This window comes from Stenotrophomonas sp. SbOxS2 (genome assembly GCF_013416715.1).
GTDB lineage: Bacteria > Pseudomonadota > Gammaproteobacteria > Xanthomonadales > Xanthomonadaceae > Stenotrophomonas > Stenotrophomonas lactitubi.
Genome location: NZ_JAAVXD010000003.1, coordinates 75,899 through 98,603, shown reverse-complemented (window position 1 = coordinate 98,603; position 22,705 = coordinate 75,899). Strand labels below are relative to the sequence as shown.

Annotated in this window: 24 protein-coding genes; 7 read left to right on the top strand and 17 right to left on the bottom strand. The window is 67.6% G+C overall.

The genetic code is table 11. The features are described 5' to 3' along the window. Window positions 1-23: 23 nt before the first annotated feature. The 14 genes from HFK18_RS05615 to HFK18_RS05550 form a co-directional block, all read right to left on the bottom strand. A complete protein-coding gene (locus HFK18_RS05615) occupies window positions 24-2,369 on the bottom strand; it encodes an MMPL family transporter (protein ID WP_180164980.1) in 2,346 nt (781 codons plus the stop codon). Further along, entirely contained in the window at window positions 2,362-2,991 is a 630-nt protein-coding gene (locus tag HFK18_RS05610; RefSeq protein ID WP_180164978.1) for an outer membrane lipoprotein carrier protein LolA, read from the bottom strand. The genes HFK18_RS05615 and HFK18_RS05610 overlap by 8 nt, the downstream gene beginning before the upstream one ends. Next, complete coding sequence (locus tag HFK18_RS05605; protein ID WP_033832524.1) at window positions 2,988-3,419, bottom strand: acyl-CoA thioesterase; 432 nt, start codon at window positions 3,417-3,419, stop codon at window positions 2,988-2,990. Before HFK18_RS05605 ends, HFK18_RS05610 begins: the two co-directional genes overlap by 4 nt. Beyond that, window positions 3,406-4,956, bottom strand: a complete 1,551-nt coding sequence (locus tag HFK18_RS05600) for an aromatic amino acid ammonia-lyase (protein ID WP_180164976.1) — start codon at window positions 4,954-4,956, stop codon at window positions 3,406-3,408. Before HFK18_RS05600 ends, HFK18_RS05605 begins: the two co-directional genes overlap by 14 nt. Continuing rightward, the gene (locus HFK18_RS05595) at window positions 4,946-5,887 is read right to left on the bottom strand and encodes an acyltransferase (RefSeq protein ID WP_180164974.1); all 942 of its coding nucleotides are present in this window, start codon (window positions 5,885-5,887) and stop codon (window positions 4,946-4,948) included. The genes HFK18_RS05600 and HFK18_RS05595 overlap by 11 nt, the downstream gene beginning before the upstream one ends. A 1-nt stretch (window position 5,888) precedes the next feature. Then, window positions 5,889-6,659 (bottom strand): glycosyltransferase family 2 protein, encoded by a 771-nt coding sequence (locus HFK18_RS05590; RefSeq protein ID WP_180164972.1) that lies wholly within the window; start codon window positions 6,657-6,659, stop codon window positions 5,889-5,891. Continuing rightward, window positions 6,649-8,334 (bottom strand): AMP-binding protein, encoded by a 1,686-nt coding sequence (locus HFK18_RS05585; protein WP_180164970.1) that lies wholly within the window; start codon window positions 8,332-8,334, stop codon window positions 6,649-6,651. Before HFK18_RS05585 ends, HFK18_RS05590 begins: the two co-directional genes overlap by 11 nt. Next, complete coding sequence (locus HFK18_RS05580) at window positions 8,327-8,878, bottom strand: hypothetical protein (protein ID WP_089238175.1); 552 nt, start codon at window positions 8,876-8,878, stop codon at window positions 8,327-8,329. The genes HFK18_RS05585 and HFK18_RS05580 overlap by 8 nt, the downstream gene beginning before the upstream one ends. A 22-nt stretch (window positions 8,879-8,900) precedes the next feature. Next, window positions 8,901-9,158 (bottom strand): acyl carrier protein, encoded by a 258-nt coding sequence (locus HFK18_RS05575; protein WP_025878014.1) that lies wholly within the window; start codon window positions 9,156-9,158, stop codon window positions 8,901-8,903. Between the two features lie 16 nt (window positions 9,159-9,174). After that, a complete protein-coding gene (locus HFK18_RS05570) occupies window positions 9,175-9,432 on the bottom strand; it encodes a phosphopantetheine-binding protein (RefSeq protein WP_005411610.1) in 258 nt (85 codons plus the stop codon). Then, the gene (locus tag HFK18_RS05565) at window positions 9,419-10,216 is read right to left on the bottom strand and encodes a lysophospholipid acyltransferase family protein (protein ID WP_180164968.1); all 798 of its coding nucleotides are present in this window, start codon (window positions 10,214-10,216) and stop codon (window positions 9,419-9,421) included. Before HFK18_RS05565 ends, HFK18_RS05570 begins: the two co-directional genes overlap by 14 nt. Next, window positions 10,209-10,955, bottom strand: coding sequence for a beta-ketoacyl synthase chain length factor (locus HFK18_RS05560; protein WP_180164966.1), 747 nt, complete (start codon window positions 10,953-10,955; stop codon window positions 10,209-10,211). Before HFK18_RS05560 ends, HFK18_RS05565 begins: the two co-directional genes overlap by 8 nt. A gap of 230 nt (window positions 10,956-11,185) precedes the next feature. Beyond that, window positions 11,186-12,199: a cytochrome d ubiquinol oxidase subunit II gene (cydB, locus tag HFK18_RS05555; RefSeq protein ID WP_180164964.1), complete on the bottom strand. Its 1,014-nt coding sequence runs from the start codon at window positions 12,197-12,199 to the stop codon at window positions 11,186-11,188. Window position 12,200: 1 nt separating this feature from the next. Then, window positions 12,201-13,598 carry a cytochrome ubiquinol oxidase subunit I gene (locus tag HFK18_RS05550; protein ID WP_180164962.1) on the bottom strand — a complete coding sequence of 466 codons (1,398 nt, stop codon included), beginning with the start codon at window positions 13,596-13,598 and terminating at the stop codon, window positions 12,201-12,203. A gap of 306 nt (window positions 13,599-13,904) precedes the next feature. Here HFK18_RS05550 and HFK18_RS05545 point away from each other — a divergent pair, with 306 nt between their 5' ends. Continuing rightward, window positions 13,905-14,447 carry a hypothetical protein gene (locus HFK18_RS05545; RefSeq protein ID WP_180164960.1) on the top strand — a complete coding sequence of 181 codons (543 nt, stop codon included), beginning with the start codon at window positions 13,905-13,907 and terminating at the stop codon, window positions 14,445-14,447. A gap of 91 nt (window positions 14,448-14,538) precedes the next feature. Here HFK18_RS05545 and HFK18_RS05540 read toward each other — a convergent pair whose 3' ends face one another. From HFK18_RS05540 to HFK18_RS05530, 3 genes are read right to left on the bottom strand one after another with little or no spacing between them, the layout of a single operon-like run. After that, entirely contained in the window at window positions 14,539-14,754 is a 216-nt protein-coding gene (locus tag HFK18_RS05540) for a hypothetical protein (RefSeq protein ID WP_180164958.1), read from the bottom strand. Further along, on the bottom strand, window positions 14,751-15,404 hold the full coding sequence (locus tag HFK18_RS05535) for a sigma-70 family RNA polymerase sigma factor (RefSeq protein WP_180164956.1): 654 nt from the start codon (window positions 15,402-15,404) through the stop codon (window positions 14,751-14,753). The genes HFK18_RS05540 and HFK18_RS05535 overlap by 4 nt, the downstream gene beginning before the upstream one ends. A 37-nt stretch (window positions 15,405-15,441) precedes the next feature. Next, window positions 15,442-15,771: a hypothetical protein gene (locus HFK18_RS05530; RefSeq protein WP_180164954.1), complete on the bottom strand. Its 330-nt coding sequence runs from the start codon at window positions 15,769-15,771 to the stop codon at window positions 15,442-15,444. Between the two features lie 167 nt (window positions 15,772-15,938). On the opposite strand from HFK18_RS05530, the gene HFK18_RS05525 reads away from it, so the two are divergent. Genes HFK18_RS05525 through hemF form a run of 6 tightly spaced genes read left to right on the top strand, consistent with a single transcriptional unit; the run spans window position 15,939 to window position 22,592 of the window. Continuing rightward, window positions 15,939-18,311 (top strand): S9 family peptidase, encoded by a 2,373-nt coding sequence (locus tag HFK18_RS05525; RefSeq protein ID WP_180164952.1) that lies wholly within the window; start codon window positions 15,939-15,941, stop codon window positions 18,309-18,311. After that, window positions 18,308-18,727 carry an NUDIX domain-containing protein gene (locus HFK18_RS05520; protein ID WP_180164950.1) on the top strand — a complete coding sequence of 140 codons (420 nt, stop codon included), beginning with the start codon at window positions 18,308-18,310 and terminating at the stop codon, window positions 18,725-18,727. Before HFK18_RS05525 ends, HFK18_RS05520 begins: the two co-directional genes overlap by 4 nt. Before the next feature lie 30 nt (window positions 18,728-18,757). Then, window positions 18,758-19,321, top strand: coding sequence for a hypothetical protein (locus HFK18_RS05515; protein WP_180164948.1), 564 nt, complete (start codon window positions 18,758-18,760; stop codon window positions 19,319-19,321). Window positions 19,322-19,356: 35 nt separating this feature from the next. Next, window positions 19,357-20,469: a hypothetical protein gene (locus HFK18_RS05510; protein WP_180164946.1), complete on the top strand. Its 1,113-nt coding sequence runs from the start codon at window positions 19,357-19,359 to the stop codon at window positions 20,467-20,469. Between the two features lie 33 nt (window positions 20,470-20,502). Then, on the top strand, window positions 20,503-21,699 hold the full coding sequence (locus HFK18_RS05505; protein WP_180164944.1) for a hypothetical protein: 1,197 nt from the start codon (window positions 20,503-20,505) through the stop codon (window positions 21,697-21,699). Continuing rightward, the gene (hemF, locus tag HFK18_RS05500; RefSeq protein ID WP_180164942.1) at window positions 21,696-22,592 is read left to right on the top strand and encodes an oxygen-dependent coproporphyrinogen oxidase; all 897 of its coding nucleotides are present in this window, start codon (window positions 21,696-21,698) and stop codon (window positions 22,590-22,592) included. The genes HFK18_RS05505 and hemF overlap by 4 nt, the downstream gene beginning before the upstream one ends. The last annotated feature ends 113 nt before the right edge of the window (window positions 22,593-22,705 follow it).

The window sequence follows — 22,705 nt, the reverse complement described above, 5'->3', positions numbered from 1 at the left end:
GAATCGGAATGAAGCGTGTCCGTTCAGGCCGGCGGCACGTCATGCGGTGGCGGCCGGAACAGCGGCGAGATCAGCCAGACCAGGCCGATGCCGAACAGCAGGGTGAGCCCGAACGCGCGCAGCGCCGGTGTCTGCGAAAGACCCAGCAGGCCGAACGACAGCCACGTGCTGGCGGCACCCACGCACACCGCCAGCCAGGCACTGGCGTCGCCGCGGTGCTCGATCAGGAAGATGCCGTAGTCGATGCCCATGCCCAGCAGCAACATCAGTGCCAGCACGTTGAACAGCTGTAGCGGCTGGCCGAACAGGCCGAGCAGGCCGAGGGTCAGCGCACCGGCCACCAGGGTGGGTGCGAATACGCGCCAGGCCTGGCGCCGATAGCGCAGCCACAGGGCGCCGAACACCAGCACGATGCCAACCAGCAGCAGGCCGCCCATCAGCTTGCGGTAATGGCCCAGCAGCTGCGAGAAATCAGCGGTGCGGTCGACCCAGCGCACGCCGTCCAGGCCTTCGGCAGCGCCACGCAGGGTGGCCAGCGCATCGGCACGCGACAGGTCATCAACCATCACCACGCTGATCATCTGCCCGCCTACGTTGCCGACCCACAGGTGGCGGAACGGCTGCGAAGCCGGCGAGGCGAGGAAGGCCTCGGCACTCAGTGGCACCGCTGCGAATGCAGGGCGCTGCAGGGGCTCGCCCACTGCTTCGCCAACCGCGGCCAGCACACCCGGTTCCACCCGCGCAGTCAGCGCCGCATCGGCCTGCTGCCGCGCAGGCGACGGCAACCAGTCGCTGATCGCACGATAACCGCCGATGCGCTTGTCGTGGGTCAGTTCGCGCAGGCGCGTGGTCAGCGCTTCTTCGCGTTGCAACAGTTGTGCAGCGTCACTGCCCTGCACCAGGTAGAACTGCGCGGGACTGGGCATGCCCAGCAGCTGGCTGAGGCGGATCTGCTGGGCCATCAGCGCCGGCGGCGAGGACTGCAGGCTGCGCAGGTCGTCGTTGCTCTGCAGGCGGGCGATGCCGATGGCCGACACCAGCGCGGCCACGCCGAGGAAGATCACCACCGGGCGACGCCCATGCAGGCGCGGGAAGCGCTCCAGCGTATTGCCCAGCCACTGCGCGAAGCGGGTGCTACGGATCTCGCCACCGTCCAGCCACGGGAACCAGAAGATCACCGTGAGGAAGGCCGCAGCCAGACCGACCACCGAGAACAACGCCATCTGCCGCAGGCCAGGGAACGGCGCCAGGCCCAGTGCCAGGTAGGCCAGCGCGCTGGTCAGCAGGGCCAACCACAGGCCCGGCAGCAGATGCCGCAGCAGCTTCCAGCGGCGGTCGGCCGGCTCGGCCTGGCGCGAAGCAAACCAGTGGATGCCGTAGTCCTCGGCCACGCCGACCAGCGAGGCACCAAACACCAGGGTCAGCACATGCACCTTGTCGAACACCAGCACGGTGACCGCCAGCGCCACGCCACAACCGATCAGCAGCGAGGCGGCGACCAGCAGGATCGGCCGCAGCGAGCGGAATGCCAGCCACACCAGCAGCAGCACCGCCGCCAGCGAACCCCAGCCGATGGTGTTGATCTCCTGGTTGGCCTGCACCGCGGCCGCTTCGGCATGCAACGGCACGCCGGCATGCAGGATCTCCAGATCCGGCGCAGCGGCCTTGGCCGCCTCTCCGGCGCGCTCGAGCAGACCGTCGAGATGGCGCTCGCCATCAAGCCTGAAGGCCGAGCCCGGCGTATCGAACTGCAGCGCCGCCCAGTGCTTGCCCTCGGCCTCGAGCAGACCGTCATCGCCCAGGCGCAGCCCGGAGCCCTGGGCCTGCTGCTGCCACCACTGCGGCCACAGCGACAGCGGATCCTGCCGCCACTCGGTCAGGCGCGGTGCGCCCATCGGTCCGTACAGCGCGCCCAGCGCCTGTTCGGCCAGCGCAGCGGGTTCGGCCTGTTGCAGCTGCTCGCGCTGGGCCGGGGTCAGCAGGCGGTCGCGGTACGGTGCGTAGAACGCTCGCGCGTCATCGAACCAGCCTTCGATCGAACCACTCGGCACCAGCAGCGCGCTGTCGGCATCGCTGGCCATCGCCGCAGCGAACGCCGCCTGCGCGCGCTTGGCAGCGGCTCCGTCGGTGCTGCCGAGCAGCACCACCACCTGCCGCGAGCTGCCATCGGCGATGCGCCGGGTAACGTCGCTGAGCAGGCGGTCGTGCGCGTCCTGCGGCAACAGGGCGAGGATGTCGGTGTCGATCCGCGACTCCTGGCTCCACAGGCGCCACTGCTGCGCGCCCAGCACCAGCAACAGCAGCAGCCAGGCGATGCCCAGCCAGTGCCACCAGCGGCGCAGGCGATCCGGTGCGGCGCTGTCACTCAAAGCGGCGCGCCTCGTCGGCGTTCAGCGTGGCCGGCGCTTCGCTCAGCGCGGTGAACTGGATGCGGGTGCGATCCTGGTTGGCTTCGATGATCTCGACCTGACGCACGTAACGGTCGCCCTGCAGTGTCAGCGACTGGAAGGCCTTGGCCAGCATCGCCGACTTCGGCGTCAGTTTCAGGCGCCAGCCCTGCCCTTCACGCGTGGCCTGGACGTTGAACTGGCTGGACAGTGCCTGCACGTCACCGCTCATCAACGCGAACATGATCGCGTTGACCGAGCGCATCGCCGGCTGCTGACGCGCGTCCAGTTCGACGCGGGTGCTGCCATCGCGCTGGCGGCTGAGGATGCGGTCGGCGGTGACCACCACCTCGGACGGGAACGGCTTGAGCGTGGACCAGATCACCCCATGCTTGCGCGCGACCACGAACTGGCCCTGCGATCGCAGCGGGTTCTTGAAGCCGCTGACCTGCTTTTCCTGGGTGAACTGCCCGCGCAGCACGTCCGGCCGGGCGACGGCCTGGGTGATGGCATCGACGGCGGGATCTGCCGCCTGCACCAACGGCGCGGCTACCAGCAGCAGCGCGCACAGCAGCACGCGTGGAAGACGAAGGGATCGGATCACGGGGCAGGCACTCCAAGACGCTGCCACAGCACCGGCGGGCACTGGTACAGCATTTCCTTGCTGGCCGCGTCGACCGCGACCTGGATGGTCATTGCGCGGGTCAGCACCTGGCCGCTTTCCGCATCGAGGATCTCGTATTCGATCTTCAGCCGGTTCTCCCACTCGACGATGCGCGAGCGCACGCGCAACGCCTGCCCGAACAGCAGCGGCCGCACGTACTTCACCCGCGCATCGACCACCGGCCACAGGTAGCCCGATTCGAGCATCTGCGGATAGTCGTAGTCGTAGCGCTTCAGCAACGCGCAGCGCGCGATCTCGAAGTACTTGAAGTAATTGCCATGCCAGACCACGTTCATCGGATCGCAGTCATGGAATGCGGGGGCCAGCTCGATTTCGCCGACCAGTTCGTTGCCTTCATTCACCGACATACAGCTCCCAGCGTTGCGCGCGGATCTCCACCAGCAGTTCCCGCAGTTCGCGATCCAGCGCGCGGTCTTCTTCGACCAGGGCGATGCGCTGCCCCAGGTCGGCGTACATGTCGGCCAGACTGCCATGCAGCTGCGCGTTCATGCCAACCCGTTCGCGCAACGCCAGCCCCTGGCGAGCGGCGATCAGCATGGCCGCCACCACCTGTTCAGTCAGCTCGATCACGCGCAGGCAGTCGCGCGCGGCGATGGTGCCCATGCTGACCTTGTCCTGGTTGTGGCATTCGGTGGAGCGCGAGAACACCGAGGCCGGCATGGTCTGCTTCAGTGCCTCGGCAGTCCATGCGGAAACGCTGATCTGCAGCGCCTTCAGGCCATGGTTGATCGCCGCGCGCGGGCCGGTGGCCGCCGACAGGTTGGCCGGCAGGCCGTGGTTGTAGCGGGCATCGACCACCAGCGCCAGCTGCCGGTCGAGCAGGTCGGCGATGTTGGCCACGGTGTTCTTCAGCGTGTCCATCGCCAGCGCGATGTGTCCGCCATAGAAGTGGCCACCGTGCAGGATGCGCTCGCCGTCGGCATCGATCAGTGGGTTGTCGTTGGCGCTGTTCAGCTCGGTTTCGATCAGCTGGCGCAGGAACGGCAGCGTGTCTTCCAGCACGCCGATCACGTGCGGCGCGCAGCGCAGCGAGTAGCGGTCCTGCAGGCGCTGCTCGTTGCGCGGCGGGCGCTCGCTGTGCAGGTCGCTGCGCAGGCGCGCGGCAATGCGCGACTGCCCCGGGTGCGGCTTGGCGGCGAACAGGGTTTCATCGAAGTGGTGTGCGTTGCCGTCGCTGGACAGCACGTTGAACGCCGTCAGGCGCGTGGCCATGCGGGCCAGGTAATCGGCGCGCTGCCAGGCCAGGCAGGCCAGGCCGGTCATCACCGCCGTGCCGTTCATGATCGCCAGGCCTTCCTTCGGCCGCAGCTTCAGCGGGGTCATGCCGACCTTCGCCAGCACCTCGGCAGCCGGCTGTACGCGGCCGTCGTGCAGTACCTCGCGCTCACCGCACAGCACCGCCGCCACGTACGACAGCGGGGTCAGGTCGCCACTGGCGCCCACCGAACCTTCGGCGGGAATCAACGGCAGCACATCGTGCTGCAGCAGCGTGGCCAGGCCTTCCAGCAACGGCACGCTGACGCCGGACATGCCACGCACCAGCGAGGCCAGGCGCGCGGCGAGCACGGCGCGGGTCTCGGCCGGGTCCAGGTAACGGCCCAGGCCGCAGCCATGGTAGGTGTACAGGTGGTGCGGCAGCTCAGCGACCAGTGCCGGTGGAATGTTCACCGTGCACGAATCGCCGTAGCCGGTGGTCACGCCATAGATCACGCCATCCTCGCGCAGCAGGCGGTCGAGGAAGTCGGCACCACGCTGGATATGGGCGCGGAATGCCGGCACATCGCTCAGCGCGGCCTCGCACCTGCGCTGGGCCAGGGCGACCACGTCTTCGATGGTCAGCGGTGCATCGCCGAAACGGCACACGGGTACGGCGTCAATCGTCATGAGGAGCCTGATCCCAGAAGGGGAAGAAATTGAACCAGTCCAACGGGGACTGGATGACCTGGAGTTCCAGCCAGTGCGCGAAGCGCTGCGCCTGTTCGGCCAGTGCGGCATCGCGCGAACCGCGCGGCAGCACCACGCGCTCGGCGAACTGTTCGAAGGCCACCCGATAGCCGTCGCCCTGGTGCAGGCACGACATCGTGTAGACCGGGCAGCCCAGCGCGGCCGCCAGCACGTAAGCGCCGATCGGGAACGGCGCACGGTGGCCGAGGAAATCGGCGGTGACACTGCGGCCGCCCTGTACTGGCGTGCGGTCGCCAACGATGGCAACGAAGCCACCGGCGGCGACCTTTTCGGCGAGCATCACAGCCGTGGCCGGGCCCATTTCGGTGACCTGCACCAGCTCCACCGCCGCCAGCGGATCCAGCCGCTGCAGCAGGCGGTTGAAGCGCTGCGCATGCGCGGTATGCACCAGCACGGTAATGCGGAACCCCGGCACCTGCTCGGCCAGCACCTGGCACAGTTCCAGGCAGCCGATGTGCGCGGTGAGGATCAGGCCGCCTTCGCGGCGCGCGATCTTGCCCAGCACCAGGTCGCGCTGCAGGCGGATGCGCTCGGGCGGATAGCGGCCGCCAAGGCCCAGAATCTTGTCCAGCATCGTGTCGGCGAAGCTGAAGAAATGGCGCAGGCTGTCGCGCCGGGTCGGCACATGGCCCAGCGCGCCGGTATGCGCCTGCAAGCGCTGGAGGTACTGCATCGAGGCCTGGCGGCCGACGCGGTTGGCCAGCCAATGGCAGGCGACCACCGGCCACACGCACAGGCGGAACGGCCAGCGCCCGAACCAGCGGTGCACCCAGCACAGGAACAGTACGCCGGCCACCGAGGTGGACTCGCCGATATCGGCCCAGTGCGGGGCGTTCTGCGCGCGGCTCATCTCAGCCCTGCCCCTGCAGCCGGCGCCACAGCAGGCGCGGCGCACGCCAGAGCATGCCGAAGAACAGCCGGGTATGCATGCGGCTGATGCGCACGTTGTCGCGCCACACATCGAAATGCGAAACCCCGTCGGCGGGATAGGTCACGCGCGTGGCCAGGTGCTCGACCGGTACCTGCCGCCAGTACAGGCGGACCATCACTTCGGTATCGAAATCCATGCGCCGGCCGATGGTCTCTTCGCCGATCAGGCGCAGCACCGGCGGCAGCGGATACACCCGGAATCCACACATGGTGTCGCGCAGGTGCAGCGACAGCGTGTTGATCCACACCCAGATGTGGGTGGCGTAGCGACCGTACAGGCGGGCCTTCGGCACGCTGGCATCGTAGGCGGGAATGCCGCAGATCACCGCGTCCGGGTGGGTACGTGCGGCATCGATGAAACGCGGCAGGTCGCCGGTATCGTGCTGGCCGTCGGCATCGATCTGCAGCACGTGGGTGTAGCCACGACGCTGCGCTTCAGCGAAACCGGCCAGCATCGCCCCGCCCTTGCCCTGGTTCACGTCCAGCCGCAGCAGGTCGACGCCCGATCGCTGTGCAAGTTCCCGCAGCACCCGCGCGCAGGAGGGCTGCGAGCCATCGTCGACCAGCAGGCAGGGCAGGCCCGCGGCCTGCACGCCGTCGACCACCGCGCCGATGGCGTGTTCGTGGTCGTACACGGGAATGACCACCAGCGGCGCGAACGCGCCGCCAGCGGTGGCTGGTTCAATGCGCATCGGCGAAGACCACCCTGCCGCTGGCGTGCACGCCATGCACGGAGGTGTAGCGGAAGGTCAGCACGCCGCGTTCGGCGTCCCACTGCAGTTGCAGGGTCAGCTCGTCGCCGGGGCGGGCCACGCGCTGGAACTTCACCGCATCCATGCGCTGGAAACCGGTCGGCAGCACGAAGGCCTGGCGACCGAAGCGCACCGCCCAGTCCAGCTGGGCCACGCCGGGCAGGATCGCCGCCTGCGGGAAATGGCCCTGGAACGCGCGCAGCGCAGGGTCCAGCGTCATCCGCAGGGTGGCCGCGGCCTCTTCGCGACAGTCCCAGACCGGCACCGGCAGCAGCGGCTGGAACAGCGCGACCAGCGCCGCCTGGGTGACCTTGCCCTGGGCATTGATCGGCAGCGATTCGACCAGGCGCCAGCGGCGCGGCCGGGTGACCGCGTCATGGCCCTGCGCCAGCCGCGTGCCCAATCGCTGCCCCAGCGCGCGCCGTGCGCTGTCGCCGGCACGTGCCAGCGCCGGATCGGCCGGCACCACTACGGCCGCCAGCTGCTCGCGCTGGCCCTGAAGCACAAGTACGCGCGCGTCCTCGACCTCGGGATCTTCGCGCAGGGCGCGCTCCAGTGCGTCCAGCGAAACGCGCCGTTCTTCGATCTTGACGATGCGGTCGGCGCGGCCCAGCAGGCGGAAGCGGCCATCGGCCAGTGCTTCCACGCGATCCTGGGTGCGCCACCAGTCCGACGTCTCCAGGTGCGGCGAAGCGACTGCGAGGCAGTCCTCCTCGATCCGCCACTGCACGCCCGGCAACGGCTGCCACGGCGGCGCATCGGTGTCCCAGCGCCGCCAGGCGATACCGCCGGTTTCACTGCTGCCATAAACCTCGGTGGGCGCCACGCCCAACCACTGGCGGACCTGGCGCGCTGCGTCCTCCGGCAGCGGGCCGCCGGAAGAGAACACCGCGCGCAGGCGACCGTGCAGGCTGGCCCAGTCGAGCTGCTCGGGCAGGCGCTTGAGATGGGCCGGGGTGGCGACCAGCACCGTATCGGTTCCGGCCAGCGCGCCCACCAGGTCTTCGTGGAAGAAGCGCCGGGGCTGGATCGCACGGCCGGCAGCCAGCGGCCACAGCACGCGGAACAGCAGGCCATAGATATGCTGGTGGGACACGGTGCCATGCACCTGGGCGCCGTCGAGCTGGGCGCCGAAGGCAGCCTGCAGCGCATCGACCTCGCGCGCCAGCTGGTCCAGCCGCTTGCTGATCGCGCTGGGCTGGCCGGTGCTGCCGGAGGTGAACACGCACAGTTCGCAGGCGCGCTCGTCCAACGGCTCCAGCGGCGCATCGTCGGCGACGGCGGTCGCCTGCAACGGCTGGTAATCGGCCGACAGGTCACCTGCAAAACCACTCACCTGCGGCTGCAGCGCCTGCAATGTCGCGGGCAGGTTGTCGGCGGCCAGGAACACCCGCTTGCCGGCATGCCAGGCACCGAACAACGCTGCAGCGAAGGCCACGGTGTCATCGAAGTAGAGCGCCCAGTCGCGGCCTTCGGCAGTGCTGAAAGCGTCACGCCAGGCCAGCACGCGCAGGCGGAAGCCGACGTGGTCGACGGCAATGCCATCGCAGACACCGATGTCGCGGCCGGGCTGCGCCGTGATCAGCAGCCGATCCAGGGCGATCCAGTCAGCCATGCGCGTGCGCTGCCTTGACCCGACGCCGTACCAGCCATTCGCCCCCGAACAACAATCCCATCATCACGTACGCCAACAATCCGTTGTAGAGCATCCAGACCCGGTCCGACGCATACAGCGCGGTGAGCAGGGCGAGACCACCATTGAGAACGAAAAAGCCGCACCACACCTGGGTGACGCGGCGGGTATAGATCACCGCGAACGGTGGCAGGTCCGGCTCCTGCAGGCGCGCCAGGCGTTCCACCAGCGGCGGACCGAAGCGCAGGCTGGTGGCGAACACCGTCAACATCACCACGTTCACCAGCGCCGGGTACAGCTTCAGCGGCAGGGCCTGGTTGAGCACGGTGGCCAGCCCGGCCAGCAGGCCCGCGCCGGCGGCAGCGGCCCACCACAAGGGTTGCCGGGTGCTCAGCGCGCGCAGCAGGGCCAGCGCGAACAGCAGCAGCGCCAGCCAGCGCGGCTCGAAGCGGCCCATCGCCGCGTAGACCAGCACCGGATAGGCAAGCGAAATCGCTGCCACCACGACCATGCGTGCCCGTGCCATGGTCGCGGCGTCCGTGCTGCTGTCAGGCAGCGGCCTGACCGGGCAGCAGGCCGTGCACGACATCAACGATGTCCTGCACGGTGCGCACGGCCTTGAACGCTTCAGGCTGCAGGTTGCGGCCGAGCAGCGGCTTGAGCTGCACGATCAGGTCCACGGCATCGATGCTGTCGATGTCCAGGTCGTCGTACAGGCGCGATTCCGGGCTGATCCGCGCCGGCTCGATCTCGAAGCTGTCGGTCAGGATGCGGACGATGCGCTCGAACAATTCATTCTTGGTCATGGCAGTTCCTGGCGCCTTACGACTGGCGGGCGGCGACGAACTCGCCGAGCGCGCGCACGCTGGAGAAATGGCGACGGGTTTCTTCCGAGTCGGCCGAGAGGCTGACACCGTACTTCTTCTGCAGCGCCAGGCCCAGTTCCAGCGCATCGATCGAGTCCAGGCCGAGGCCTTCCACGAACAGCGGCGCGGTCGGATCGATGTCCTCCGGGGTGATGTCCTCCAGTGAAAGCGAGGAAATGATCAATTCCTTGATCTCGTGCTCAAGTGCTTGCACGGGTCGGATCTCCAGACAGGTCGAAATAACGAGTGAGGTGGTCGGTGACGCGACGGGCCGCCAGGGCATCCCCCCTTGGCGAGTCATCTTCGGCCAGAAACGGCGCGATCGGGATATCTTCGCCGATCTGCAGCTGAACGTGAAAACGACGTGAGGGCACACGATACCACTTCTGGCCCTTGGTCAACGTCGGCGGGGTGCAGGTGATGCGCACCGGGGTGATGTCCAGGCGCCCGCGCACGGCGATGTTGGCCGCGCCGCGCTGCAGCCGCAGCGGCTGTCCAGGCACGCTGCGGGTGCCCTCCGGGAAGATGACCAGGGTGCCGCCGGCATGCACGGCCGCCGCGCAGTCATCGACCAGGCCAGCGCCGTCATCATTGGAGATGTAGCCCGCCGCGCGCACCGGGCCGCGCATGAACGGGTTGCAGGCCACCGCCCGCTTGACCACGCAGTCAGCGTTGGGCAGCAGGGCGATCAGGCAGACCACGTCGATCAGGGTCGGGTGGTTGGCCAGCACCAGCAGGCCGTCGCGCTGCAGGCGTTCGCGCCCTTCGACCTGCAGGGTCATCACCCCCAGCCGGCACATCAGCCACACATGGCTGGCGAAGGCGCGCTGGACCATCCGGCGGGCCCGGCGCCGACGCGCCACCGGGTCGCGCATCAGCAGCAGCACCGGCATCACCAGCACGCCCAGCAGCAGTCCACCCACGCCGAACGCGGCGAAGCTGAAGCCGGTGCCGAACACCCGCCAGGCATGATCGAGGCGGCGCAGCGCCTCAGCCACGGCGGCGCCAGGACCAGCGCTGGCCTTGGGTCACGTGCTGCAGCACCGGATCTGCGGCCAGCAGGAAGCGGTGCAGGTCCAGCGCATGCGGCAACAGGCCCGGCGCGGTCGGACCGACGTCGTCGGCGACCTGCCAGGACAGCGAAAGATCGGTGCCACCGGCGGTGCCGACGGGTGCCAGACGCCAGCACCAGGCAAAGAACGGGTCGGGTTCGTCGGCGAATTCGGCGTAAACGTCGGGCAATGGCGACTCATAGACCACGATCCGTACTTCACTGGCCCCATCACCAAGCAGGCCGACGGCCTCCAGGCACGCCGCTTCCACCGTCGACTGGCCGGCGGACAACGCCAGGTAGTTGCCACGGTGGCCGCGGGCGATCGAGTACAGCGCGGCGATGGCGTTGTGCACCGACAGGCCGAAGCCGGTGGGTGACAGCGGCTGATCGGCCACCAGCGAGCCCAGCAGGTCCATCGAACGGGCGACATCGCCATGGCGGCTGGCGAACACCAGCGGCACCTGGCTGTCAGCGCCCTGCCCGTCCTCACACCAGCACGCCGCCTGGATCGCCATGCGGCCCAGGCGCTCGATACGGCGGCGCTGCATGGCCGGAATCTCGGCCAGCGCCGGCGTGTCCTCGCCCTGCGGCAGGAACGGCGACCCGGCCCAGCCCATCCATTGGCTACGCTCGGTCAGGCCAGGCGCCCAGGCGGCCCAGTCGACAACGGAAAATTCGATCATTACCGGTGATGTTTCGATGGGCGAACGAGAGTCTCGAGCCATTACGGCGACACGCGGCTGCCCCCCATTCCTGCAGCCATGCATCCGTCCAGGACGTCGCCGGCTGCCCCCCTGGCTGCCGGAAAGGAGCGCACGCTAGCACGTCCGACACAGGGATGACATGTTTCACAAAACACAACGGGGAGCGGTCAGCGACCGCCCCCCGCCTGGACTGATACCAGCGAACGGATTCAGTGATAACCGGCGTCGGCGCGCACCTTGCCGCGGAACACCCGGTACGACCACGCCGTGTAGCCCAGGATCACCGGCAGCAGAAGCACCAGCCCGACCAGGGTGAAGCTGAGCGAAGAGGCCGGCGCGGCGGCCTGCCACAGCGTCATCGACGGCGGCAGCAGGTACGGCCACATACCCAGCACCAGACCGGCGAAGCCGAGCACGAACAAGGCCAGGCTGAGCAGGAACGGCGGCAGGTCGCGACGCGGATGGGCGGCACTGCGCCACAGCGCGATGGCCACCGCCAGGGTCAGCAGCGGCACTGGCGACAACCACCAGAAGTTGCCGTCGCTGAACCAGCGGTCCATCAGCCGCGACTGCAGGAACGGCAGCCAGCTGCTGACCAGGCCCATCGCCGCGATCACCGCCACCACCAGCGGCCGGGTCATCTGCCGGGCCAGCGCCTGCACGCGCCCTTCCGTCTTCAGGATCAACCAGGTGCTGCCCAACAATGCGTAGCCGGCCACCAGCGCGGCACCGGTCAGCATGGCGAACGGGCTGAACCAGCCGAAGGCGCCGCCCTGGTACACGCCATCGATCAGCGGCAGGCCCTGCACCAGCGTGCCGAGGATCACACCCTGGGCGAAGGTGGCCAGCAGCGAACCGAGGCCGAACGCCACGCTCCACAGCCGCCGCGAGCGGTGCGCCTTGAAACGGAACTCGAAGGCCACGCCACGGAACACCAGCGCCACCACCAGCAGCAGCACCGGCAGGTACAGCGCCGAGAGCAGCACCGCGTAGGCCTTCGGGAACGCCGCCATCAGGCCGGCGCCGCCGAGCACCAGCCAGGTCTCGTTGCCGTCCCAGATCGGCGCGGCGGTGTTCATCATCAGGTCCAGCTGTTCCTCGTCCTCGGCGAACGGAGCGAGGATGCCGATACCGAGCACGAAGCCATCCAGCACCACGTACATCAGCACGCCGAAGCCGATCACCGCGAACCATGCCACCGGCAGCCAGGTCATCAGGTCCATGTCAGCGCTCCTCCAGCGGTTCGTCGGCGGCCGACAGCGGCCGCGCCGGGGTGTGGCTGCCATGGTCCAGCGACGGCCCTGCGTCGTACGGCTGTGGGCCATGGCGCAGGATCTTCACCAGGTACCAGATGCCCCAGCCGAACACGAAGGCATAACCGACCACGTACACCGTCAGCGACAGCGCGGTCATCCATGCGCTCTGCGGGCCGACCGCATCGGCGGTGCGCAGTACGCCGTACACCACCCACGGCTGCCGTCCCATCTCGGTGACGAACCAGCCCGATATCAGCGCGATGAAGCCACTGGGCAACATCCAGTTCCAACCCCGCAGCAGCCACGGCGAATCCAGCAGCTTCTTCCGCCACAGCTGGATGGCCGAGACCCAGGCCAGCACCAGCATCAGCGTGCCCAGCCCGACCATGATGCGGAAGGCAAAGAACACCGGCGTCACCGGCGGCCGCTCGCTGGCCGGCACCGAGGTCAGCGGATCGAACGTACCGTCCAGGGTGTGGGTCAGGATCACGCTGCCGAGCTTGGGAATGGCCACTTCGAAATCGTTACGCTCTTCCTTCTCGTTGGGCAGTGCGAATACCACCAGCGGCACGCCCTCGCCCTCCTTGGTCTCATGCCAGTGCGCTTCCATCGCCGCGATCTTCATCGGCTGGTGCTTGAGCGTGTTCAGGCCGTGCATGTCGCCGACGAAGATCTGCAGCGGCACGGTCAGCGCGGCGAACGCGACGGCGGCGATCAGCATGCGGCGGCCGGCCTCGACGTGGGTTCCCCTGCGCAGGTACCACGCACCGACGCCACCGATCACGAAACAGGTGGTGATGAACGAACCCAGCGCCATATGCGCCAACCGGTACGGGAAGGACGGGTTGAACACCACCTGCCACCAGTCGACGGGGTGGACGATGCCGTTGACCATCTCGTAGCCGGCCGGCGTGTGCAGCCAGCTGTTGGACGAGAGGATCCAGAAGGTAGAGAACAGCGTGCCCAGCGCCACCATGCAGGTGGACAGGAAATGCAGGCGCGGCGAGACCCGGCCCCAGCCGAACATCATCACGCCGAGGAAGCTGGCTTCCAGGAAGAACGCGGTCAGCACTTCGTAGGTCAGCAGCGGGCCGATGACCGTGCCGGCCACTTCGCTCAGCCGCGGCCAGTTGGTGCCGAACTGGAAGGCCATGACGATGCCGCTGACCACGCCCATGCCGAACGACACGGCGAAGATCTTCTGCCAGAAGAAATACAGCTCGCGCCACACGGGCAGCTTCGTGCGCAGCCAGCGCCATTCGATGAAGGCCAGCCAGCTGGCCGTGCCGATGGTGAAGGCCGGGAACAGTACGTGGAAACTGATGACGAATCCGAACTGGATCCGCGACAACAACAACGCGTCCAAGGGACGCCTCCTGCCTGTGACCGGTGGGATACCGGACCACTTTAGGAGGATTTCGTTAAGGTGGGATGCGACCGGGTGACGCGCTGCTTCACTTTGTCGCAGGTGGAGGTGGGTGAAGGGAGGGATGCAGTTTCAGATGGGCCGGACAAATTGCAACTCGTCCCATATCTGCGGATTTTTTGACGTGCGAGCCTCTTGCTGCCTGGGTTTGCTGACTATAGTCGGCCGAACTCGACAGGCGGGACAGCCACTCTTGCCGAATCCTCATGGAACAGCGCTCGAATCAACCGAATTATCAGAGAACAAATGATCACAACTTCCCAACGCCGTGAGCTTTTGCGTGCACTCTATTCCGCCGAAAGGCTCTACCTTGGGTTCTCAGCTTCATCGATTTTCCAGAAGCAGCCAGCGCGTCAGTTTCTGGATGAATTGTGGAATATGGTCGCGACAGGCGACATGCCTTCACAACGCCTAATGAGCGAGACCGATCTCTATCTCGAGAACGCCGTTCCACTCGATCAGTACGGTGTTTCAGCCGCTGACAATAAAGGCGAGGCGTTCGTTCTGGCCTTGCATTCCCTAGTGCTTTTCCTGACCGATGAATCTTCAGAATCGCTTGATTTCATCCCAGAGGAATTCGAAAGATTCGTCGTCGAGGAAGTGGTGACCGATGAGATGATCGATCAGTTGGGTCCAACACAACAAACGCTGCTAGTCACGGAGGAAGTCAGGGCAGAGATTGACAATCATCCGCTGATGAGAGCATTCGCCAATCAGCTGAAGATGGACGAATGGAAGGCCAAGAGCATCGATCTGAATCCTCTGGATATCGAGAAATCGAAGGCATGATCCGAACACTCCTCATCCGGACGGCTTCCAGATGGCTTCGCTCCTGATCGCGGTGAAGGCTCTATGAATTGCTCTGGCTTTGATCGGTCAGTCAGCTCCAAAAATACCAGGCCGCTGCAGCCAGCAGCGCGCCAAACAACAGCACCTGCACCACCACGTACAGCACACCGCTGTCGCGCGACTCGATGGCAATGCGCTTCCGCAGCGCCTCACTCACATCCGGCGTCTGTTCCTGCTGCGCCTGCTCACGCAACGCCTGTGCCAGCGCGCGCTCTTCCGCATCACGGGAATCGGTCGGTCGGTTCACAGCAGCTCTCCGGCGGTGGCGTGCCGCACCAGTTCCTGCTTCAGGACCTGGCGCGCACGGTACAGGTGGCTCTTGATGGTACCGCGGGCCAGGCCGGTCACCTGTTCGATCTCGGCCAGATCGAAATCCTCCAGATAGTGCAGGCCTACGATTAAGCGCTGCGGCGCACTCAATCGTTCCAGCGCCGCGCCGAGGTGACGGCCGGCCTGCAATGTCTCGCTGATTTCCGCCGGGCCCGGCCCGTCGTCACCAATGCCCAGTTCCTCGGGCGCTTGCACAGCCACCATCCACTGCGCTTCCAGTCGCCGCCGCCGCAGGTACTGCAGCGCGGTGGTGTAGGCCACGCGCGAAATCCAGGTACGCAGCGAGGATTCGAAACGGAACCGGTGCAGCTGGCGGAATACCGCCAGGAACGTTTCCTGCAGCAGGTCGGCCACCTGGTCGCGGTCGCCGACCATGCGGCCGATCACATGCGCGCAGGTGCGCTGGTGTGTTTCCACCAGCTGCGCGAAGGCCGGTTGCGAGCCGTCGATGATGGCGCGCACCAGCGCCTGGTCCGCATCCAGCGGCTCGGCAGGGGTGGTCGCGGCCGCGGCATCCTGTCGATGCCGCCCCCGCAATGCGGCCAGCGCTTCCCCCAGCAGGCTCATGCGTGGGGCTCCTCCTGTGCCCGCAACATGCGCCGGCTCAGCCCTTGCGTGCTGCAGGGCGGGTGAAGTGCCAGGCCAGCAGCTGACCCAGGCCGGCGCTGCCGACCATCGCGGCGGCGGCGCCGAACGTCAGGTCGCGTGCACCGATGACCTCCAGCAGCGCCATGGCCAGTGCCAGGCACACCAGGCTGATGCCCCAGCGCAGCGCGCCCTGGCGGCGGCGCTCCTCTTCCAGCAGCGCCAGCGAGCGGATCACCTCTTCCGGCACGTGCGGCGCCACCAGCTTGCTGCGCGCACGCGCATCGGCGATGGCATGGATCGCATAGGCGGTACAGATGAAGAGGGTGATCGGGATGAGTTCCTGCATGGTCGTGCTCCTGTCCGCTGGATGATGCGGGTTCAGGAGATTGGATGCGCGACCCTGCCGACCGGTTGCACCGCTTTGCCGATCCCGCTGCCATGACCTGTGGCCCCTTCCCCCGGCTCTTGCGGCTGCTACGCTTGCCCGGTTTCCTCTTCTGGTGCTGTCCGCCCATGTCCCGAGTGCTGCCCCTGTCCCTCCTGCTGTCTGCCGCGCTGGCCGCTCCGGCCGTGCATGCCGCGCCCACGCCGATCACCATCGAACAGGCCATGGCCGACCCGGACTGGATCGGTCCGCCGGTGGAGAAGGCCTGGTGGTCGTGGAACAGCCAGCAGGTGGAATACCAGCTCAAGCGCAACGGCAGCCCGGTGCGCGACACCTTCCGCCAGCCGGTTGCCGGTGGCGTGGCCGCACAGGTAGCCGACGACCAGCGCGGCAGCCTCGACGTGGCCGATCCGGTGTACGACCGCAGCCGCACCCGCAGCGCCTTCGTGCGCAACGGCGATGTGTTCGTGCGCGACCTGCGCAGCGGCGCGCTGACCCAGCTGACCCGCAGCAACGAACGCGCCGCCGGCGTGAACTTCGCCGCCGACAACGGGGTGATCTGGCGTGTCGGCCAGAACTGGTTCCACTGGACCGCCGCCAGCGGCGTGCAGCAGGTGGCCAGCCTGAAGGCCGACAAGGATCCGAGCACGCCGCCGAAGGCCGACGTGCTGCGCGACCAGCAGCTGCGCACGCTGGAAACCCTGCGCCGCGACCGCGAGCAGCGCGAGGCACTGAAGGACCAGGACCAGCGCTGGCGCCAGGCCGACCCGACCCGCGCACCGGGCCCGGTGTTCCTCGGCGCCGACGTGGAGATCGTCGACAGCGTGCTGTCGCCGGACCTGGGCCACCTGATCGTGACCACCAAGCCGAAGGACTTCGATGACGGCCGCGGCGGCAAGATGCCGCTGTACGTGACCGAGTCGGGCTACGAGGAAACCGAGGACACCCGCACCCGCGTTGGCCGCAACGGCTTCGAGCCGCACACCCTGTGGTTCGTGGATGTACGCAGCGGCAAGGCCGAGAAGCTGTCGCTGTCCAGCCTGCCGGGCATCGGCACCGATCCGCTGGCCGAGCTGCGCCGCAAGGCCGGCAAGGACGCGCTGAAGGGCGAGCGCAGCGTGCAGGTGATGAGCGACTTCATGGGCGGAGGCATCCGCTGGAGCGCTGATGGCCAGCAGGCCGCGGTGATGCTGCGCGCCAACGACAACAAGGACCGCTGGATCGTCAGCGTTGCCGCTGCCGACGGCCGCGTGCAGAACCGCCACCGGCTGACCGACAACGCCTGGATCAACTGGGGCTTCAACGATTTCGGCTGGATGGCCGATGGCCGCACGCTGTGGCTGCTGTCCGAGGAATCGGGCTTCTCGCACCTGTACACCCAGGCCGGTGGCAGCAAGCCGCAGGCGCTGACCAGCGGCAAGTGGGAAACCTCGGCGCCGGTGCTGTCGGCCGACGGCAAGGGCTTCTACTTCCTGTGCAACCAGCAGGCCCCGCATGACTACGAAGTCTGCGCGGTCGATACCAGTGCCCGCCAGGTGCGCGAGCTGACCAACCTCAATGGCGTGGAAGATTTCTCGCTGTCGCCGGACGGCCAGCAGTTGCTGGTGCGCTATTCCGGCGCCTACCTGCCGGCGCAGCTGGCGGTGGTGCCGAGCACCGGCGCTGGCCAGGCGCGCGTGCTGACCGATACCCGCACCGCCGACTACAAGGCGCGCCAGTGGGTCCAGCCGAAGCTGGTGGCGGTGCCGTCCAAGCACGGCGCCGGCGTGGTCTGGGCCAAGTACTACGAGCCGGAAAACAAGGAACCGGGGAAGAAGTACCCGATCGTGATGTTCGTGCACGGTGCCGGCTACCTGCAGAACGTGCACCAGCGCTACCCGGCCTACTTCCGCGAGCAGATGTTCCACAACCTGCTGGTGCAGAAGGGCTACATCGTGCTGGACATGGACTACCGCGGCAGCGAGGGCTACGGCCGCGACTGGCGCACGGCGATCTACCGCAACATGGGCCATCCGGAACTGGAAGACTACAAGGACGGCCTGGATTGGCTGGTCGACACCCAGCAGGGTGACCGTGACCATGCCGGCATCTACGGCGGTTCCTATGGCGGTTTCATGACCTTCATGGCGCTGTTCCGCTCGCCGGGCACGTTCAAGGCCGGTGCCGCGCTGCGCCCGGTGGTCGACTGGCACCAGTACAACCACGGCTACACCAGCAACATCCTCAACACCCCGGACATCGATCCGGAGGCGTACCGCGTGTCGTCGCCCATCGAGTACGCACAGAACCTGCAGGACAACCTGCTGATCGCCCACGGCATGATGGACGACAACGTGTTCTTCCAGGATTCGGTGAACCTGACCCAGCGCCTGATCGAGCTGCACAAGGACAACTGGTCGATCGCGCCGTACCCGCTGGAGCGCCACGGCTACGTACGTGCCGACTCCTGGCTGGACCAGTACAAGCGCATCCTCAAGCTGTTCGAGCAGAACCTGAAGTGAGTGCTGCCGCGGCCACGATCCACATCGTGGCCGCGGTCATCCTCGATGATCGCGGCCGGGCGCTGGTGGTGCGCAAGCACGGTGCCAGCCGTTTCATCCAGCCGGGTGGCAAGCCCGACCCGGGCGAGGAGCCGCTGCAGGCACTGGCACGCGAACTGCACGAGGAACTGGGCGTGCGGTTGGATGCCGCCTCGGCGCTGCCGTTGGGCACGTTCGAGGACTGGGCAGTGAACGAGCCCGGCCACCGCGTGCAGGCACAGGCCTGGCGGGTGTGGATCGAAGGTGAGCCGTGCGCACGTGCGGAGATCGCCGAACTGGCCTGGGTACCGCTGCAGCCGCCGCACGGCCGGCCCTTGGCACCCTTGAGCGAACACCATATCCTGCCGGCGGTCGCTGCCCTGGCGACGGCCCGCTGACGAGGCGGGCATCGCTCACCCGGACAACGGATGTCAGCCTCGATTCCCCCGATTCCCGCGCCCACCCCACCGCCACCCAACAACTGGGTCGCCGCGGTGGCGCAGGGCTCGTTCTGGCTGTGCCTGCTGGTCACCCTCTACTTCCTCGCGCAGGCGCTGATGGCCGCTGCACTGGCCCGCACCGGGTTCTGGACGACGCTGGTAACAGTGGCGTGGGAGCAGCAGCTCGACGGCAGCCTGTGGTGGATGCTGAAACACCCGGCGGCCACCTCGCTGCTTGTTGCCCTGCTCTGCCTGGTCTCGACCCTGGCCAGCTGGGGCCTGTGGCGCGGGCGACGATGGGGCCTGTGGGCCTATGTGTGGATGCTGGGCCTGAGTGCGTTGGCCAACTTCGTGATCGCCTGGTGGATGGACCGCCTGCTGCTGGTATTCATCGCGCTGCTCGCCAGCGACCCGACAGCGCAGCATGAGCTGCAGGTACAGCGCGTGCTGTTCACCCTGACACTGGTCGGCACCTCGGTGTTGTTCGCGGGCCTGCAGGGCTGGCTGGGCTGGCGCCTGCTGCGGCCGGATATCCGCGCGCGTTTCCGCTGAGCCCTATCTCTTTCCCGCACGACAAGGACCGTCGCATGCGTTTGTTGAACTTCCTGCCCACCCTGTTCCTGCTCATCGCACTGCCTGCCGGTGCCGATGCGCTGCGCTGTGGCGAATACCGCAGTACCGATGGCGGCATGGCGCTCGTGTTCACCACCCCCAGTACCGGCTACCGCCACAACCACATCAGTGAGCCGGAGCCGCTGTGGGTCGATCGCAGTGCGGCGCGGACCCGGCTGGTCATGCTCGACGATGGCGTGGCGGAGCCGATCCGGATCAGTGCTGATGGGCAGCGCATCGAGGACGACGTCGTCGTGGTCTACACCCTGCGCCAGCCTCGCGCCTGCGCCATCGAACCCAGCGCGATGGACGGCAGCTGCCGCGCCGCCGGCAGCCACTGCATCGCGCAGCTGCCCACGGCCTCGCCCGGTCAGGCCAAACGCGCGTGCAACGAAGGCGTTGGCGCGGGCTGCTCGACGGTGCTGCGACAGCTGCGCGATGCAGTGACTGCGGTGGGAAGCGACGACATCGGCCCCGCGCGCTTCGAGCGCCCGCCCGTCTGCCGCGAACACACGCCCGGACATGACACAGCAGCCTGCGAGGCGCTGACCGACGATGCGCTGGCTGCCGCCATGCAGCGGGTGGGTGAACGTCTGCAACGGGAAGACGAAGACACACTGGATTCGCGCCTTACGGCCGCTGCACGCGATCACCTGCAGCAGCTGTGCCTGCAGCACCGCAATGGCCGCTTCTGCGTCGAAGTGGCCGAACAACAGTTGATTGCGCTGGAACCTGCGCTGGCGGTGCAGGCCCTGCAGGTGGTCTGCGATGCGGGGCGCGTCAGCGCCTGCGAACGTACCGCACCATTGCGTGAACTCGGTGCCGATCTACGCCTGGTGCCGCTCCTGCAGGTGCCGTGCGGCCGCTATCAGGCCGATGGTGGCGTGATCGAGACGCTCGACTTTGGCGATGGCGCACGTGCCCGCCTGCATGACGGCGCCGTCCACCTGCAGCAGGACGGTGAAACCCTTGTGCTGCGCCAGCTGGGCAACGGCGACCTGCTCGGCATGGATGCGCAGACCGGTTATCAGCGATATCGGCCCCTTCCCAACGCACGCTGCCGGGCTGCGCTCGGCCATGATCACTGACCTTCACGTTCTCGTTCTACCAGGAGTTGCCGCATGCCCTCCGCCACTGTCATCCGCCACCACCTGTCGCAGGGTTGGGGCGTCGTGCTGCTGTTGCTGCTGAGCCCAGTCGTGTCTGCGCAGGCCCTGCTGTGCGGCACCTTCAAGGACGCCGACAGTGATACCCGCCTGCAGGTGGAGAGCCCTGTGCAGGGCCGCCTGCTCGCGCCCGGCACGGCCCCGGAACCGTACAACCTGGAACGGCTGGGCGAGACGCTGGTGATGGCCAGCCTGGCCACCGGCAGCGTCAGCGCGCTGCAGATCGTCGGCGACGGCCGCGTCCTGGCCAGCGACGACCATCACTACGCGTTGGAAAGCGCGGCCGAGTGCCGCCCGGCGCCGGTGTTTGCGGCGGGGAGTTGCCGCGCGGACGTCGCACAGTGCATCGATGACATGGCGCTCGCGGGTCCCGAACGCTGGCGGCAATGGTGCCGCGAAGAGATTCCCGTTGCCTGCAATCTGCTGATCGAGGACTACCGCAGCGATGCCCGCAACGATCTACTGCTGGAGATGGCATTGGCCAGCGACCGCGAGGAACCGGCCACGCCTGCGGCGTGTGAAAAGGGCACTGATCGCTACGACCGGGACGCATGCGAGCAGGCCGAGATGGCAAGCCGTGCACGCGATATCGGCTGGGCGTTCTCACTGGCGGGCAGCACACCGCACCAGGTGCCACTGCCTGCTGAGCAGCTGGACGAGGTCAGCACGCTGTGCCGCGAACATCCAAGCGCCAGCTTCTGCCATGCGACTGCCGTTGCGTTGTGGGCATCCAAGCGCTTGCTGCCTGCACGCGACGCGCTGCAGCTGGCGTGCAGGATCGGCCAGGATCCGGAGGCATGCAGCAAAGCCGCGCCGCTGGCGTCGCTGTCGCCCGCTGATCTGGCCGTGGTACCTCTGCACGCGCTGCCCTGTGGCCGCTACCAGGCGCAGGTTGGCGACCTGGTGTTCAGCGAGGATGCCCAGGTCCGAATGGCGGGACAGGAAACGCAACCTGCCGCCCTGCGCGAGGGAGCCGTCCACCTGCGCAGTGGCAAAGGCGAGGACCGGGTGTTCTGGCAGCTGGCCAATGGCGATCTGGTGGCGAACGACCGCGACAACCGCTTCACCCGCTACCAGCGCGATGGGGCGGCACCCCTCTGCGTTGCGCGCGCGGGTGTCGGCACAGCCCCTGCGGTAAAGTACGCGCCATGAACGAATTCGAGCGCGTTCGCGCCTACCTCACCGACCTGCAGGACCGCATCTGTGCGGCGATCGAGTCCGCCGATGGCCGCGCACGCTTCCAGGAAGACCTGTGGCAGCGTGCCGAGGGCGGCGGTGGCCGCACCCGCGTGCTGCGCGATGGCGCGGTGTTCGAACAGGCCGGCATCGGCTTTTCCGATGTGGCGGGCAGCCGCCTGCCGCCGTCTGCCTCGGCAAACCGGCCGGAACTGGCCGGCGCCTCGTGGCGCGCCACCGGTGTGTCGCTGGTGTTCCACCCGCTCAATCCCTACGTGCCGACCACCCACGCCAACGTGCGCTTCTTCCAGGCGCAGCGCGATGGCGAAGTGGTGGCCAGCTGGTTCGGCGGTGGCTTCGACCTGACCCCGTTCTACCCGTTCGACGAGGACGTGCAGCGCTGGCATCGGGTGGCACGCGATCTGTGCGCGCCGTTCGGTGAAGAACGCTACGCCGCGCACAAGCGCTGGTGCGATGAGTATTTCTTCCTGCGCCATCGCAACGAAACACGCGGCGTGGGCGGTCTGTTCTTCGACGATCTGCACGGCGATTTCGAGCGTGACTTCGCCTACCTGCGCGCGGTCGGCGATGGTTTCCTCGATGCGTATCTGCCGATCGTGCAGCAGCGCAGGGACACGCCGTACGGCGAGCGCGAACGCGAGTTCCAGCTGTACCGCCGTGGCCGCTACGTCGAGTTCAACCTGGTCTACGACCGCGGCACGCTGTTCGGCCTGCAGAGCGGTGGCCGCAGCGAGAGCATCCTGATGAGCCTGCCCCCGCGCGTGCGCTGGGAGTACGGCTTTACCCCGGAAGACGGCAGCGCCGAAGCGCGCCTGGCCGATTACCTGGTGCCACGCGACTGGCTGTAGGCGCTTCCGGTACCGGACGCTGCACGCGTTGCCGCTGCGCGAACCGCCGCCCGCGCGGCGGTGGCCGCGCTGCGGCGCGCTCCGCTTCATTCCCCCTCTTGTCTTGAATCAAG

Excerpts from the sequence above, each read along its gene's own strand:
- HFK18_RS05515 (WP_180164948.1), top strand. The coding sequence starts at position 18,758 with ATGTCAGCCTCGATTCCCCCGATTCCCGCGCCCACCCCACCGCCACCC.
- HFK18_RS05605 (WP_033832524.1), bottom strand. The coding sequence starts at position 3,419 with ATGTCGGTGAATGAAGGCAACGAACTGGTCGGCGAAATCGAGCTGGCC.
- HFK18_RS05600 (WP_180164976.1), bottom strand. The coding sequence starts at position 4,956 with ATGACGATTGACGCCGTACCCGTGTGCCGTTTCGGCGATGCACCGCTG.
- HFK18_RS05535 (WP_180164956.1), bottom strand. The coding sequence starts at position 15,404 with ATGAGCCTGCTGGGGGAAGCGCTGGCCGCATTGCGGGGGCGGCATCGA.
- HFK18_RS05510 (WP_180164946.1), top strand. The coding sequence starts at position 19,357 with ATGCGTTTGTTGAACTTCCTGCCCACCCTGTTCCTGCTCATCGCACTG.
- HFK18_RS05585 (WP_180164970.1), bottom strand. The coding sequence starts at position 8,334 with ATGGCTGACTGGATCGCCCTGGATCGGCTGCTGATCACGGCGCAGCCC.
- HFK18_RS05590 (WP_180164972.1), bottom strand. The coding sequence starts at position 6,659 with ATGCGCATTGAACCAGCCACCGCTGGCGGCGCGTTCGCGCCGCTGGTG.
- hemF (WP_180164942.1), top strand. The coding sequence starts at position 21,696 with ATGAACGAATTCGAGCGCGTTCGCGCCTACCTCACCGACCTGCAGGAC.
- HFK18_RS05580 (WP_089238175.1), bottom strand. The coding sequence starts at position 8,878 with ATGGCACGGGCACGCATGGTCGTGGTGGCAGCGATTTCGCTTGCCTAT.
- HFK18_RS05545 (WP_180164960.1), top strand. The coding sequence starts at position 13,905 with ATGATCACAACTTCCCAACGCCGTGAGCTTTTGCGTGCACTCTATTCC.
- HFK18_RS05595 (WP_180164974.1), bottom strand. The coding sequence starts at position 5,887 with ATGAGCCGCGCGCAGAACGCCCCGCACTGGGCCGATATCGGCGAGTCC.
- HFK18_RS05525 (WP_180164952.1), top strand. The coding sequence starts at position 15,939 with ATGTCCCGAGTGCTGCCCCTGTCCCTCCTGCTGTCTGCCGCGCTGGCC.
- HFK18_RS05530 (WP_180164954.1), bottom strand. The coding sequence starts at position 15,771 with ATGCAGGAACTCATCCCGATCACCCTCTTCATCTGTACCGCCTATGCG.
- HFK18_RS05560 (WP_180164966.1), bottom strand. The coding sequence starts at position 10,955 with ATGATCGAATTTTCCGTTGTCGACTGGGCCGCCTGGGCGCCTGGCCTG.
- HFK18_RS05575 (WP_025878014.1), bottom strand. The coding sequence starts at position 9,158 with ATGACCAAGAATGAATTGTTCGAGCGCATCGTCCGCATCCTGACCGAC.
- cydB (WP_180164964.1), bottom strand. The coding sequence starts at position 12,199 with ATGGACCTGATGACCTGGCTGCCGGTGGCATGGTTCGCGGTGATCGGC.
- HFK18_RS05505 (WP_180164944.1), top strand. The coding sequence starts at position 20,503 with ATGCCCTCCGCCACTGTCATCCGCCACCACCTGTCGCAGGGTTGGGGC.